Below are 13,868 nucleotides of genomic sequence, written 5' to 3'. Positions count from 1 at the left end.
GGGAGTGTTAGCGGCCGGTGCCTTGAAGAAGGCTCTGCTGCTTTTCCTTATGCTTTTTAAGTTGGCGGTCAAGCTTGTCTGTGAGCAAGTCGATTGATGCATACATGTCTTCATGTTCGGCATTGGCGACCACTTCGCCACCAGGTATCTGAAGTGTCGCTTCGATTTTCTGCTGAAGCTTGTCGACCTTCATGATGACCTGCACGTTGGTGATCTTGTCGAAATGGCCCTCAAGCTTCCGCAGCTTCAGCTCGACGTATTCGCGCAATGGAGGGGTGACTTCTACATGGTGTCCACTGATGTTGACTTGCATACAGCTTCTCCTTCGTTGCCAGTGCATAAAGCGACGGGTAGGAATACCCGCCACTGGAACGCTATGGCCCGCCCGTCACATCAAACGCTTACGCTCGCTGGAAGGCGCGATCCCAAGGGACTCGCGGTACTTGGCGACGGTTCGACGGGCGACCTGAATGCCTTGTGCCTCCAGTAAACCAGCGATCTTGCTGTCACTCAACGGCTTTTTCTGATTTTCCGCGGCAACCAGTTTTTTGATGATCGCGCGGATCGCCGTGGACGAGCATTCGCCGCCTTCGGAGGTGCTGACGTGGCTGGAGAAAAAGTATTTCAGCTCATATATACCCCGTGGGGTATGCATGAATTTTTGCGTGGTCACCCGGGAAATCGTTGATTCGTGCATGCCTACCGCCTCGGCGATGTCATGCAATACCAGCGGTTTCATGGCTTCGTCGCCGTATTCCAGGAAGCCGCGCTGGTGCTCGACGATCTGGGTGGCGACTTTCATCAGGGTTTCGTTGCGGCTCTGCAGGCTCTTGATGAACCAGCGGGCTTCCTGAAGCTGGTTGCGCATGAAGGTGTTGTCGGCGCTGGTGTCGGCGCGGCGCACAAAACCTGCGTATTGCGGATTGACCCGCAGGCGCGGTACCGATTCCTGGTTCAGCTCCACCAGCCAGCGCTCGTTGTCCTTGCGCACGATCACATCGGGCACGACATATTCGGCTTCACTGGACTCGATCTGCGAGCCAGGGCGAGGGTTGAGGCTTTGCACCAGCTCGATGATCTGGCGCAGGTCATCTTCCTTGAGCTTCATGCGGCGCATCAGCTGGCTGTAGTCGCGGCTGCCCAGCAGGTCGATATAGTCGGTGACCAGGCGCTGCGCTTCGGCCAGCCAAGGGGTCTTGGCCGGCAATTGGCGCAATTGCAGCAGCAGGCACTCGCTGAGGGTGCGGGCGCCGATGCCGGCGGGCTCGAATTGCTGGATGCGGTGCAGGACGGCTTCGATTTCGTCCAGCTCGATGTCCAGTTCCGGGTCGAAGGCCTCGAGGATCTCCTCAAGGGTCTCGTCCAGGTAGCCCTGATTGTTGATGCAATCGATCAGGGTCACAGCGATCAGGCGATCGGTGTCGGACATCGGGGCCAGGTTCAGTTGCCAGAGCAAATGGCTCTGCAGGCTCTCGCCGGCGGACGTACGGGTGGTGAAGTCCCACTCGTCATCATCGTTGCTGGGCAGGCTGCTGGCGCTGGTCTGGTAGACGTCTTCCCAGGCGGTGTCCACGGGAAGCTCGTTGGGAATGCGTTCGTTCCATTCGCCTTCCTCGAGGTTGTCGACCGTGGGGGCGGTTTCCTGGTAGGAGGGTTCCTGTACGTCGGGGTTGGGCTTTTGCTCGATGTTGTCGGCCAGCGGGTCTGCATTGTCGAAGTCGTCGCCTTCTTCCTGGCGTTCGAGCATCGGATTGGACTCCAGGGCCTCCTGGATTTCCTGTTGCAGGTCCAGGGTCGACAATTGGAGCAGGCGGATGGCCTGTTGCAGCTGCGGTGTCATCGTCAGCTGCTGGCCCATTCTCAGGACTAGCGATGGTTTCATGGCAGGGGCTTAACACCTTATTCGCCGGCGCAATGCGCCATCCACGACAGGGCGCGTGAGCGCCAAACATAAGCAAATTATATGCCTGATATCGGGGGCTTTGCCTAGAGCGCGGTAACAATAAAAATACTGAGGTTTTTATTGACTACCGCGCTCCATGGCGAATGGCCTGATACCACCGTGTTTACAGGCGGAACTCGTGACCCAGATACACTTCCTTGACCAGTTCGTTGGCCAGGATAGTGGCGGAGTCACCTTCGGCAATCAGCTGTCCATCGTTGACGATATACGCGGTTTCGCAGATATCGAGGGTCTCGCGGACGTTGTGGTCGGTGATCAACACACCGATGCCCTTGGCCTTGAGGTGATGGATGATCTGCTTGATGTCGCCGACGGAGATCGGGTCGACACCGGCGAAAGGTTCGTCCAGCAGGATGAACTTCGGTGCAGTGGCCAGGGCGCGGGCGATTTCCACGCGACGACGCTCGCCGCCGGAAAGGCTCATGCCGAGGTTGTCGCGAATGTGGTTGATGTGGAATTCCTGCAGCAGGCTTTCCAGCTCTTTCTTGCGCCCGGCGCGGTCGAGTTCCTTGCGGGTCTCGAGGATGGCCATGATGTTGTCGGAAACCGACAGTTTGCGGAAGATCGATGCTTCCTGGGGAAGATAGCCGATACCCGCCCGCGCACGGCCGTGCATAGGCTGGTGGCTCACGTCCAGGTCGTCGATCAGCACGCGGCCTTGATCGGCCTGTACCAGGCCGACGATCATGTAGAAGCAGGTGGTCTTGCCGGCACCGTTGGGGCCGAGCAAGCCGACGATCTGCCCGCTGTCGATCGACAGGCTGACATCGCGCACGACCTGACGGCTTTTATAGGCCTTGGCCAGATGCTGGGCTTTCAGGGTTGCCATTAATTCGCCTTCTTCGCGTCGGGTTTCGGCGCCGGCTGGGCTGCGCCCGGTTTCTGCTTCGGCTGGATAACCATGTCGATACGCGGCTTCGGCGTGCTGATTTTCGAGCCGGTGGCACGACCGGCCTGGGCAATCTGCTTCACCGTGTCGTAGACGATTTTTTCGCCGTCGGTGGTGTTGCCGTCGTTGATGACACGGGCCTGGTCGATCAGCACGATGCGGTTTTGCTGGGCGTGGTACTGGATCGTCTTGCCATAGCCCTTGACCGGCGTAGGGTCGCCCACTTTCTGCAGTTGTTCGAAATACGCCAGATTGCCCACCGAAGTGACCACGTCGATATCGCCTGCCGGGGTACGAGTCAGCGTCACGGTGTTACCCGTCACCTTCATCGAGCCCTGGGTGATGATCACGCTACCGGTGTAGGTCGCGATACCTTGCTTGTCATCCAGCTGCGCATCGTCAGCCTGAATGTGGATCGGTTGCTGGCTATCGTTCGGCAGAGCCCAGGCGCTCACGCTTCCCAGTGCTGCGCCCAGGCCGAGCAAAATAGGGAGGGTTTTAACGAGCCTCATACTGTCCTCTTACGTTCGATAGCAGGTGTATCCTGCTTTCTTTCAAATACGCTTTCATTCCCTTGCCAGTCGATACACCGCCAGCGCCGTCAATTCTAACGTCTTGCTCGGTCTGCGCATATTGCTTCTGTGGGAATACGGTCATGCGACTGCTGGTAATAATGGTGTCGCGGTTCTTGGCGTCAGTGCGGGCTACCCGTACCGAGTCAATCAGTTCCACTTGGGTGCCGTCCGGGTTGACCTCGCCACGCTCGCTGGTGACGTGCCACGGAAATTCGGCGCCGCGGTACAGGTTCATGTCCGGCTTGGTCAATAACGTGACCTCGGATGCCTTCAAGTGTTCGACCTTGTCGGAGGTCATCTCATACTGGACCTTGCCATCGGGCAGGTACTGAATGCTGTGGGCGTTGATGGCGTAATAGTCGATAGCGCTCTCGTCAACCTGTGCAACCGGCTTGTCGAGGAAGCGCTCCGGGCTGATATTCCAGTAGCCGACCGCGAGAAAAACCGCGGCGATGACTGCAAGTATCAGGAAATTGCGAATCTTTTTACTCAGCATAAAACGCTCTATAGGTAGGCGGCGTGAGCCGCTTCAAGGCTGCCTTGGGCGCGCAGAATCAACTCGCAGAACTCGCGGGCGGCGCCTTCGCCGCCACGGGCTGTCGTCACACCATGGGCGTGTTCGCGAACGAACGCCGCCGCATTGGCCACGGCCATGCCCAGGCCGACCCGGCGAATCACCGGCAGGTCGGGTAAGTCGTCACCGAGGTAGGCAACCTGTTCATAGCTTAGGTTGAGTTGGCCAAGAAGCTCGTCCAGAACCACCAGTTTATCCTCGCGGCCCTGATACAGGTGAGGAATCCCCAGGTTTTGTGCGCGGCGTTCAACAACCGGGGTCTTGCGACCGCTGATGATGCCGGTTTGCACGCCCGCTGCCATCAGCATCTTGATGCCTTGGCCGTCGAGGGTATTGAAGGTCTTGAATTCGCTGCCGTCTTCCAGGAAGTACAGGCGGCCATCCGTCAGCACGCCGTCGACGTCGAAAATCGCCAGCTTGATGTTTTTGCCCCGTTGCAACAGGTCGGTGGTCATTTACATCACTCCCGCACGCAGCAAATCGTGCATGTTCAGGGCGCCAACCGGGCGGTCGTCACTGTCGACCACCACCAGCGCCAGGATTTTATGGTCTTCCATGATCTTCAGCGCTTCGGCCGCAAGCATGTCAGGGCGGGCGGTCTTGCCGTGGGGCGTCATGACTTCGTCGATGGTGGCGGTCTGGATGTCGAGGTTGCGGTCCAGGGTGCGACGCAGGTCACCGTCGGTGAAAACCCCGGCCAGGCGCCCATCGTCTTCCAGAATCACGGTCATGCCCAGGCGCTTGAGGGTCATTTCCATCAAGGCGTCTTTAAGCAGGGTGCCCCGCGCCACTTGCGGCAACTCGTCGCCGGCGTGCATCACATTTTCCACTTTAAGCAGCAGACGACGGCCCAAGGCGCCGCCCGGGTGGGAAAACGCGAAGTCTTCGGCGGTAAACCCGCGGGCTTCCAGCAGGGCCACGGCCAGCGCATCGCCCATGACCAGGGCGGCGGTGGTGGAGGAGGTCGGTGCCAGGTTCAGCGGGCAGGCCTCGTGGGCAACGTGTACGTTCAAATTCACTTCGGCGGCTTTTGCCAGCGTCGAGTCCGGGTTGCCGGTCACGCTGATCAACTGGATGCCCAGGCGCTTGATCAGCGGCAGCAGGGTCACGATTTCGTTGGTGGTGCCGGAGTTGGACAGTGCCAGGATGATGTCGTCCCGGGTGATCATGCCCATGTCGCCGTGGCTGGCTTCGGCCGGATGCACGAAGAACGCGGTGGTCCCGGTGCTTGCCAGGGTGGCGGCGATCTTGTTGCCAACATGCCCGGATTTGCCCATGCCGACCACGACGACGCGGCCCTTGCTGGCCAGAATCATCTCGCAGGCGCGTACGAAATCCGCGTCGATATGGGCCAGTAAACCTTCTACGGCTTCAAGCTCGAGGCGGATGGTGCGTTGTGCGGATTGAATAAGGTCGCTGGATTGGCTCATGTCTGAAATCGTATAGCCTGACGAAAAGTCGGCGATTATAGCGGTAATGATCGAATCGCTCACGTAAGTTCGTCAGCCTTTATTTAGTCAAGCCTCCGAGCAACCCTTAATATTGCGATTTATTACCTGTCCTGTTTCTGAACAAGCTCTGTTCCGGCCTTGGGGGCGCTGCACCAGCAGTGATATAGTTCGCCGCCAGTTCGGTCCGCGCAGCCTTTTTGTCTATTCGGCGCAAGCATTTGTCGAAAACAAGGTGTCTGAGTGAAAGGCTGCATCCCAAGGAGTTTAGATGAGTGCCGATAACGCCTACGCGGTCGAGCTGAAGGGTCTGTCCTTCAAGCGCGGTACGCGCAGCATCTTCAATAATGTGGATATTCGCATTCCCCGCGGCAAAGTCACGGGCATCATGGGGCCTTCCGGCTGCGGCAAGACGACGCTGTTGCGCCTGATGGGCATGCAATTGCGCCCCTCCGCCGGTGAAGTCTGGGTCAATGGCCAGAACCTGCCGACCCTCTCGCGCAGCGATCTGTTCGATGCGCGCAAGCACATGGGAGTGCTGTTCCAGAGCGGTGCGTTGTTTACCGATCTCGACGTATTCGAAAACGTGGCGTTCCCGCTGCGGGTGCACACACAGCTGTCCGATGAGATGATTCGTGACATTGTGTTGCTGAAATTGCAGGCCGTCGGGCTGCGCGGTGCCATCGATTTGATGCCCGACGAGCTGTCCGGTGGCATGAAGCGTCGTGTCGCCCTGGCGCGTGCCATCGCCCTCGACCCGCAAATTCTCATGTACGACGAGCCTTTCGTTGGCCAGGACCCGATCGCCATGGGCGTCCTGGTGCGCCTGATCCGCCTGCTCAACGACGCACTGGGTATCACCAGTATCGTGGTCTCCCACGACCTGGCCGAGACCGCGAGCATTGCCGACTACCTTTATGTCGTGGGCGATGGTCAGGTGCTGGGGCAGGGCACGCCTGAAGAGCTGATGAACGCTGATAACCCGCGCATTCGCCAATTCATGACCGGCGATCCCGATGGCCCGGTGCCTTTTCACTTTCCGGCAGCGGACTACCGCTCAGATCTTCTGGGGAAGCGCTGATGCGCAAGAAATCTTTACTCGAAAAGGTTCGCCTTTTCGGCCGCTCCGGCATCGATATCATCGGTGTGCTGGGCCGCTCGACGATTTTCCTGTTTCATGCCTTGCTCGGCCGCGGCGGTATTGGCGGCGGTTTCGGCCTGCTGATCAAGCAACTGCACTCGGTGGGCGTAATGTCCCTGGTGATCATTGTGGTCTCCGGGGTATTCATCGGTATGGTGCTGGCGCTGCAGGGCTTTAATATCCTGTCCAGCTATGGTTCCGAGCAGGCGGTGGGGCAGATGGTCGCCCTGACGCTGTTGCGCGAGTTGGGCCCGGTGGTGACTGCGCTGCTGTTTGCCGGACGTGCCGGCTCGGCGCTGACGGCCGAAATCGGCAACATGAAGGCCACCGAGCAACTGTCCAGCCTGGAAATGATCGGTGTCGACCCGCTCAAGTACATTGTTGCCCCGCGCCTGTGGGCCGGCTTCATCTCCCTGCCACTGCTGGCGATGGTATTCAGCGTGGTGGGCATCTGGGGCGGTTCGTGGGTGGCGGTTGACTGGCTGGGGGTCTACGACGGTTCCTACTGGGGCAACATGCAAAACAGCGTGACCTTCAGCGGTGATGTGCTCAATGGCATCATTAAAAGCATCGTTTTCGCCTTTGTAGTGACCTGGATCGCCGTATTCCAAGGCTACGACTGTGAGCCCACTTCAGAGGGGATCAGTCGCGCCACCACCAAGACCGTTGTGTACGCCTCGCTGGCGGTACTGGGCCTTGACTTCATTTTGACCGCCTTGATGTTTGGAGATTTCTGATGCAAAACCGCACTGTGGAAATCGGTGTCGGCCTTTTCTTGCTGGCTGGCATCCTGGCTTTACTGTTGCTCGCCCTGCGAGTCAGCGGCCTATCGGCCAGCCCCACCGCCGATACTTATAAACTTTACGCCTACTTCGACAATATCGCCGGTTTGACTGTCAGAGCTAAAGTGACCATGGCGGGTGTAACCATCGGCAAGGTCACGGCGATCGATCTGGACCGCGACAGCTTCACCGGCCGGGTGACGATGCAAGTGAACAAGAAGGTCGATAACCTGCCGACTGACTCCACTGCGTCTATCCTCACCGCTGGTTTGCTGGGCGAGAAGTACATCGGTATCAGCGTGGGCGGGGAAACAGCTCTGCTCAAGGATGGTTCGACCATTCATGACACACAGTCGTCGTTGGTGCTGGAGGACTTGATCGGTAAATTCCTGCTCAATACCGTCAATAAAGACGCCAAATGAGGAATGTGTTGATGATCTCTACTTTGCGACGTGGCCTGTTGGTACTGCTCGCGGCACTGCCGTTGATGGCTAACGCCGCTGCCGGCGGCTCTGCACATGACCTGGTGCAGGACACCACCAACAAGATGTTGGCTGACCTGAGCGCCAACAAGGAAAAGTACAAGCAAGACCCGAGTCAGTTTTATAACGCGCTGAACACGATTGTCGGGCCTGTGGTGGATGCTGAAGGCATTTCCAAAAGCATCATGACCGTCAAATACTCGCGCAAGGCGACCCCGGAGCAGATGACCCGCTTCCAGGAAAACTTCAAGCGCGGCCTGTTCCAGTTCTATGGCAACGCATTGCTCGAGTACAACAACCAGGGCATTACGGTTGATGCGCCGAAGTCCGAAACGGGTGACCGTGCCGAAGTTGGCATGACCGTGAAAGGCACCAATGGCGCGGTGTATCCGGTGTCCTATACCCTGACGAAGATCAATGGCGAGTGGAAACTGCGTAACGTCGTGATCAACGGTATCAACATTGGCAAGCTGTTCCGTGACCAGTTCGCGGACGCCATGCAGCGCAATGGCAACGACCTGGACAAAACCATCAATGGTTGGGCCGGTGAAGTGGCCAAGGCCAAGGAAGAAACCGACAAAGCTGCCGGGAAGCCTGCCCAATGACCGAGTCGGCCATTCGCCTTGGCGAGTCCGGTGAGCTGCTGCTCAGCGGCGTGCTGGATTACAGCACCGGGCCAGCCCTGCGCAAGCAGGGCCAAGCGCTGATCAACGCCAGCACCGCGTCCGCGCTGGTGCTGGATTGCTCGGCGGTGGTGAAGTCCAGCAGTGTCGGCTTGTCGTTGCTGCTGTGTTTCATGCGTGATGCGCAGGCTGTCAAAAAGCCGGTGAGCATCCGTGCGCTGCCCGAAGACATGCGTGAAATCGCTGAAGTTTCCGGGCTGACCGAGCTGTTGGCGCATCCTTAATACGCATTATTAAAGAAGCCCCCCGTCAGAGTCCTGCTATGCGGGGTTCGCAGGCGCGGGGCTTTTTTGTATGATGTGCGACCCGCGCGCACTGGGCGCCGATAGAGGTTGAGCATGCAGGCCTTAGAAGTGAAGCGCTTTCTCGAAGAAAAGCTCCCCGAAACTCAAGTAGAAGTTGAGGGCGAAGGCTGTAACTTCCAGCTGAACGTGATTAGCGATGAACTGGCGGCATTGAGCCCGGTCAAGCGTCAGCAGCAGATCTATGCCCATTTGAACCCGTGGATCACCGATGGCAGCATCCATGCGGTCACTATGAAATTTTTCAGCCGCGCGGCCTGGGCCGAGCGCACCTGAGCCCCCAAGGCGTCGAGATTCTTATGGATAAATTGATTATTACCGGCGGTGCTCGTCTTGATGGCGAGATCCGTATTTCCGGGGCGAAGAACTCCGCCCTGCCGATCCTGGCAGCGACCTTGCTGTGCGATGGCCCGGTTACCGTGGCCAACCTGCCGCACCTGCACGACATCACCACCATGATCGAGCTGTTCGGTCGCATGGGCATCGAGCCGGTGATCGACGAGAAACTCAGCGTCGAAATCGACCCGCGCACCATCAAGACCTTGATCGCACCGTACGAGCTGGTGAAAACCATGCGCGCCTCGATCCTGGTGCTGGGCCCGATGGTTGCCCGTTTCGGCGAAGCCGAAGTCGCACTGCCTGGCGGTTGCGCCATCGGTTCGCGTCCAGTGGACCTGCACATCCGTGGCCTCGAAGCCATGGGGGCAACCATCGACGTCGAAGGCGGCTACATCAAGGCCAAGGCGCCGGAAGGCGGCCTGCGTGGCGCGAACTTCTTCTTTGATACCGTCAGCGTGACCGGTACCGAGAACATCATGATGGCTGCTGCCCTGGCCAACGGCCGCAGCGTCCTGCAAAACGCCGCGCGCGAGCCTGAAGTGGTCGACCTGGCCAACTTCCTGATCGCCATGGGCGCCAACATCACCGGCGCCGGCACCGACACCATCACCATCGAAGGTGTGAAACGCCTGCATTCGGCCACCTACAAAGTGATGCCGGACCGCATCGAGACCGGTACCTACCTGGTGGCTGCTGCCGTCACTGGTGGCCGCGTCAAGGTCAAGGACACCGATCCGACGATCCTTGAAGCCGTCCTGGAAAAACTCAAGGAAGCCGGCGCCGAGATCACCACCGGCGAAGACTGGATCGAGCTGGACATGCACGGCAAGCGGCCAAAAGCCGTCAACGTGCGTACTGCTCCGTACCCGGCGTTCCCGACCGACATGCAGGCGCAGTTCATTTCCCTGAACGCGATTGCCGAAGGCACCGGTGCCGTGATCGAGACCATCTTCGAAAACCGCTTCATGCACGTGTATGAACTGCACCGCATGGGCGCCAAGATCCAGGTCGAAGGCAACACTGCCATCGTGACCGGCATCGAGAAGCTCAAGGGCGCGCCAGTGATGGCCACCGACCTGCGTGCCTCGGCCAGCCTGGTGATCTCGGCGCTGTGCGCTGACGGCGACACCCTGATCGACCGCATTTACCACATAGACCGTGGTTACGAGTGCATCGAAGAGAAGCTGCAGATGCTCGGCGCGAAAATCCGCCGCGTACCGGGCTAGTTCCAGGAACTGCAAACACGGTCATTGTGTCGAGGGAGCTTGCTCCCGCTGGACTGCGCAGCAGTCCCCGTCTTTTTAAACAAAGACCAGGGCCGCTTCGCGCCCCAGCGGGAGCAAGCGCCCTCGCCACAGGACGATGTATGCTGTTAACTGATTTGTTTCAAATCGAGGCTGTAATGGCCTCGATCTGTGTCTGGCGCCGATTGCGACCGGACAGCAATAGCCTGATGAAGGACTGACGTTTCCCATGTTGACCATCGCACTGTCCAAGGGCCGCATCCTTGACGACACTTTGCCGCTTCTGGCTGAAGCGGGCATCGTGCCAACCGAGAATCCGGACAAGAGCCGCAAGCTGATCATCCCCACGACCCAGGACGACGTTCGCCTGCTGATCGTGCGTGCCACCGACGTGCCAACCTACGTTGAGCATGGCGCGGCCGACCTCGGCGTCGCGGGTAAAGACGTGTTGATGGAATACGGCGGCCAGGGCCTGTACGAGCCGCTGGACCTGCGTATTGCCCTGTGCAAGCTGATGACCGCCGGCCGCGTCGGTGACGTCGAGCCCAAGGGCCGCCTGCGGGTGGCGACCAAGTTCGTCAACGTCGCCAAGCGCTACTACGCCGAGCAAGGTCGCCAGGTCGACATCATCAAGCTTTACGGTTCGATGGAGCTGGCACCGCTGATCGGCCTGGCCGACAAGATCATCGACGTGGTCGACACCGGCAACACCCTGCGCGCCAACGGCCTGGAGCCCCAGGACTTTATCGCCGACATCAGCTCCCGCCTGATCGTCAACAAAGCTTCGATGAAAATGCAGCACGCCCGTATCCAGGCGTTGATCGATACCCTGCGCAAGGCAGTGGAGTCTCGACACCGCGGTTGACTCACCCGCGCGGCCCTAAGCCGCGCCCGTCTATCCGCCTCATAGCCAGAATTCTCAGGTGCCCAAGCGGAAACGACTGCTAGTTTAGGGCGCCTGAGTTTTTGCCAATTCTATTGAGGCCCTCGCTATGACCACGTCCACTGCAATTGCCCGACTCAACGCTGCCGACCCGGATTTCGCCCATCATCTGGATCATCTGCTGAGCTGGGAAAGCGTGTCCGACGATACGGTCAACCAGCGGGTGCTCGACATCATCAAGGCCGTGCGCGAGCGCGGTGACGCGGCGCTGGTGGATTTCACCCGGCAGTTCGATGGCCTGGACGTCGCCTCCATGGCCGACCTGATCCTGCCCCGCGAGCGCCTGGAACTGGCCCTGACCCGCATCACCGCGCCCCAGCGCGAAGCCCTCGAAGTGGCGGCCGCACGGGTGCGCAGCTACCACGAGAAACAGAAACAGGATTCCTGGAGCTACACCGAGGCCGACGGCACCGTACTGGGCCAGAAGGTCACGCCGCTGGACCGCGCCGGCCTGTACGTGCCGGGCGGCAAAGCGTCGTACCCGTCCTCGGTACTGATGAACGCGATTCCGGCCAAGGTGGCCGGCGTGACCGAAGTGGTCATGGTGGTGCCTACGCCGCGCGGCGAAATCAACGAACTGGTGCTGGCAGCGGCCTGCATCGCGGGCGTCGATCGCGTGTTCACCATCGGTGGCGCCCAAGCCGTGGCGGCCTTGGCTTATGGCACCGAAAGCGTGCCGAAGGTCGACAAGGTGGTGGGCCCGGGAAACATCTACGTGGCCACGGCCAAGCGCCATGTATTTGGCCAGGTCGGCATCGACATGATCGCCGGTCCTTCGGAAATCCTCGTGGTGTGTGACGGCCAGACCGACCCGGATTGGATCGCCATGGACCTGTTCTCCCAGGCCGAGCACGACGAAGACGCCCAGGCGATCCTGGTCAGCCCGGACGCCGAATTCCTGGACAAGGTGGCAGCGAGCATCGCCAAGCTGCTGCCGACCATGGAGCGCGCCGAGATCATCGAGAAGTCGATCAATGGCCGTGGTGCCCTGATCCAGGTGCGCGACATGGAGCAGGCCATCGAGGTGGCCAACCGCATTGCGCCGGAACACCTGGAGTTGTCCGTCGCCGACCCACAAGCCTGGCTGCCGCTGATTCGTCACGCGGGCGCGATCTTCATGGGCCGCCACACCAGCGAAGCCCTGGGCGACTACTGCGCGGGCCCCAACCACGTGTTGCCGACCTCGGGCACCGCGCGGTTCTCCTCGCCCCTGGGCGTGTATGACTTCCAGAAGCGCTCGTCGATCATCTTCTGCTCGCCCCAGGGCGCGTCGGAGCTGGGCAAGACCGCGTCCGTGCTGGCCCGTGGCGAGTCGCTGACCGCCCACGCCCGCAGCGCCGAATACCGCATCGTTGACGATAAGCAGGGGAACTGAAACATGAGCAAATTCTGGAGCCCGCTCGTCAAGGATCTCGTGCCTTACGTGCCCGGTGAGCAACCGAAGCTGACCAAACTGGTGAAACTCAACACCAATGAAAACCCCTACGGCCCATCGCCCAAGGCGCTGGCGGCCATGCAGGCCGAGCTGAACGACAACCTGCGTTTGTACCCGGACCCCAACAGCGACCTGCTCAAGCAGGCGGTGGCGAAGTATTACGGGATCGACGCGGGCAAGGTGTTCCTCGGCAACGGTTCCGATGAAGTCCTGGCGCACATCTTCCACGGTTTGTTCCAGCACGACCTGCCGCTGCTGTTCCCGGACATCAGCTACAGTTTCTACCCGGTGTACTGCGGCCTTTACCGCATTGCCTTCGACGCCGTGCCGCTGGATGAGCAGTTCCAGATCCGCGTGTCGGACTACGCCAAGCCCAACGGCGGGATCATCTTCCCGAACCCGAATGCGCCGACCGGTTGCGTAATGGCGCTGGACGCCGTGGAGCAAATCCTCAAGGCCAGCCCGGACTCGGTGGTGGTGGTCGATGAAGCCTATATCGACTTCGGCGGCGAAACCGCTATCAGCCTGGTGGACTGCTACCCGAACCTGCTGGTGACCCAGACCCTCTCCAAGTCGCGCTCCCTGGCCGGTTTGCGGGTGGGCCTGGCCGTGGGCCACCCGGACCTGATCGAGGCGCTGGAGCGGGTCAAGAACAGCTTCAACTCCTATCCGCTGGATCGGCTGGCGATTGTCGGCGCGGCCGCCGCTTTTGAAGACCGCGAATACTTCCAGAACACCTGCAAGTGGGTAGTCGACAGCCGTGAAAAGCTGGTGGCGCAACTGCAGGCCAAGGGGTTTGAAGTGTTGCCGTCTGCGGCCAACTTCATCTTTGCCCGTCACCCACGGCACGACGCTGCCGGGCTGGCGGCCAAAGTGCGGGAACAAGGGGTGATCGTGCGGCACTTCAAGCAGGAGCGGATTGCCCAGTTCCTGCGGATCAGCATCGGCACGCCAGAGCAGAATCAGGCGCTGATCGATGCGTTGGGCGAGCTGTAATCGTCATTGACTGAACCGGCGCCATCGCGGGCAAGCCCGGCTCCCACATTGGAATGCACTGTCAGAAAGAAT

The 13,868-nt window shown here is 59.9% G+C and carries 17 protein-coding genes; 10 read left to right on the top strand and 7 right to left on the bottom strand.

Features of this window, described 5'->3' with window-relative positions:
- Positions 1-7: 7 nt before the first annotated feature.
- The 7 genes from raiA to LIY45_RS12350 form a co-directional block, all read right to left on the bottom strand.
- The gene (gene raiA, locus LIY45_RS12380; RefSeq protein ID WP_017477729.1) at positions 8-313 is read right to left on the bottom strand and encodes a ribosome-associated translation inhibitor RaiA; all 306 of its coding nucleotides are present in this window, start codon (positions 311-313) and stop codon (positions 8-10) included.
- A gap of 75 nt (positions 314-388) precedes the next feature.
- Positions 389-1,882, bottom strand: a complete 1,494-nt coding sequence (locus LIY45_RS12375) for an RNA polymerase factor sigma-54 (protein WP_026078000.1) — start codon at positions 1,880-1,882, stop codon at positions 389-391.
- 184 nt (positions 1,883-2,066) lie between these two features.
- Positions 2,067-2,792, bottom strand: a complete 726-nt coding sequence (gene lptB, locus LIY45_RS12370; protein WP_154744722.1) for an LPS export ABC transporter ATP-binding protein — start codon at positions 2,790-2,792, stop codon at positions 2,067-2,069.
- Positions 2,792-3,364 (bottom strand): lipopolysaccharide transport periplasmic protein LptA, encoded by a 573-nt coding sequence (lptA, locus tag LIY45_RS12365; protein WP_023659193.1) that lies wholly within the window; start codon positions 3,362-3,364, stop codon positions 2,792-2,794. Before lptA ends, lptB begins: the two co-directional genes overlap by 1 nt.
- Positions 3,351-3,923 (bottom strand): LPS export ABC transporter periplasmic protein LptC, encoded by a 573-nt coding sequence (gene lptC, locus LIY45_RS12360; protein WP_003216122.1) that lies wholly within the window; start codon positions 3,921-3,923, stop codon positions 3,351-3,353. The genes lptA and lptC overlap by 14 nt, the downstream gene beginning before the upstream one ends.
- A gap of 8 nt (positions 3,924-3,931) precedes the next feature.
- Positions 3,932-4,456 (bottom strand): HAD family hydrolase, encoded by a 525-nt coding sequence (locus tag LIY45_RS12355; protein ID WP_010170579.1) that lies wholly within the window; start codon positions 4,454-4,456, stop codon positions 3,932-3,934.
- Positions 4,457-5,431, bottom strand: coding sequence for a KpsF/GutQ family sugar-phosphate isomerase (locus LIY45_RS12350; protein WP_017477726.1), 975 nt, complete (start codon positions 5,429-5,431; stop codon positions 4,457-4,459).
- Positions 5,432-5,720: 289 nt separating this feature from the next.
- Between LIY45_RS12350 and LIY45_RS12345 the strand changes: the two genes are divergently transcribed.
- From LIY45_RS12345 to hisC, 10 genes are all read left to right on the top strand, one after another.
- Positions 5,721-6,530, top strand: a complete 810-nt coding sequence (locus tag LIY45_RS12345; protein ID WP_003216128.1) for an ATP-binding cassette domain-containing protein — start codon at positions 5,721-5,723, stop codon at positions 6,528-6,530.
- Positions 6,530-7,327, top strand: a complete 798-nt coding sequence (gene mlaE, locus LIY45_RS12340; protein ID WP_226476497.1) for a lipid asymmetry maintenance ABC transporter permease subunit MlaE — start codon at positions 6,530-6,532, stop codon at positions 7,325-7,327. The genes LIY45_RS12345 and mlaE overlap by 1 nt, the downstream gene beginning before the upstream one ends.
- Complete coding sequence (gene mlaD / locus LIY45_RS12335) at positions 7,327-7,794, top strand: outer membrane lipid asymmetry maintenance protein MlaD (protein WP_017477724.1); 468 nt, start codon at positions 7,327-7,329, stop codon at positions 7,792-7,794. Before mlaE ends, mlaD begins: the two co-directional genes overlap by 1 nt.
- An 11-nt stretch (positions 7,795-7,805) precedes the next feature.
- Positions 7,806-8,459, top strand: a complete 654-nt coding sequence (locus LIY45_RS12330; protein ID WP_017477723.1) for an ABC transporter substrate-binding protein — start codon at positions 7,806-7,808, stop codon at positions 8,457-8,459.
- Positions 8,456-8,761 (top strand): STAS domain-containing protein, encoded by a 306-nt coding sequence (locus tag LIY45_RS12325; RefSeq protein WP_010170571.1) that lies wholly within the window; start codon positions 8,456-8,458, stop codon positions 8,759-8,761. The genes LIY45_RS12330 and LIY45_RS12325 overlap by 4 nt, the downstream gene beginning before the upstream one ends.
- Before the next feature lie 114 nt (positions 8,762-8,875).
- Positions 8,876-9,115: a BolA family protein gene (locus tag LIY45_RS12320; RefSeq protein WP_017477722.1), complete on the top strand. Its 240-nt coding sequence runs from the start codon at positions 8,876-8,878 to the stop codon at positions 9,113-9,115.
- Positions 9,116-9,138: 23 nt separating this feature from the next.
- On the top strand, positions 9,139-10,404 hold the full coding sequence (gene murA, locus LIY45_RS12315) for a UDP-N-acetylglucosamine 1-carboxyvinyltransferase (RefSeq protein WP_017477721.1): 1,266 nt from the start codon (positions 9,139-9,141) through the stop codon (positions 10,402-10,404).
- Between the two features lie 247 nt (positions 10,405-10,651).
- Positions 10,652-11,287: an ATP phosphoribosyltransferase gene (hisG, locus tag LIY45_RS12310; protein WP_003188599.1), complete on the top strand. Its 636-nt coding sequence runs from the start codon at positions 10,652-10,654 to the stop codon at positions 11,285-11,287.
- A gap of 127 nt (positions 11,288-11,414) precedes the next feature.
- Positions 11,415-12,740 (top strand): histidinol dehydrogenase, encoded by a 1,326-nt coding sequence (gene hisD, locus LIY45_RS12305; RefSeq protein WP_017477720.1) that lies wholly within the window; start codon positions 11,415-11,417, stop codon positions 12,738-12,740.
- Between the two features lie 3 nt (positions 12,741-12,743).
- Positions 12,744-13,796, top strand: a complete 1,053-nt coding sequence (gene hisC / locus LIY45_RS12300; RefSeq protein WP_226476496.1) for a histidinol-phosphate transaminase — start codon at positions 12,744-12,746, stop codon at positions 13,794-13,796.
- Positions 13,797-13,868: the final 72 nt, after the last annotated feature.

Origin of the sequence: Pseudomonas sp. MWU16-30323 (assembly GCF_020515595.1) — a bacterium.
Lineage (GTDB): Bacteria > Pseudomonadota > Gammaproteobacteria > Pseudomonadales > Pseudomonadaceae > Aquipseudomonas > Aquipseudomonas yamanorum.
This window is presented reverse-complemented; position numbering and strand designations above follow the sequence as displayed.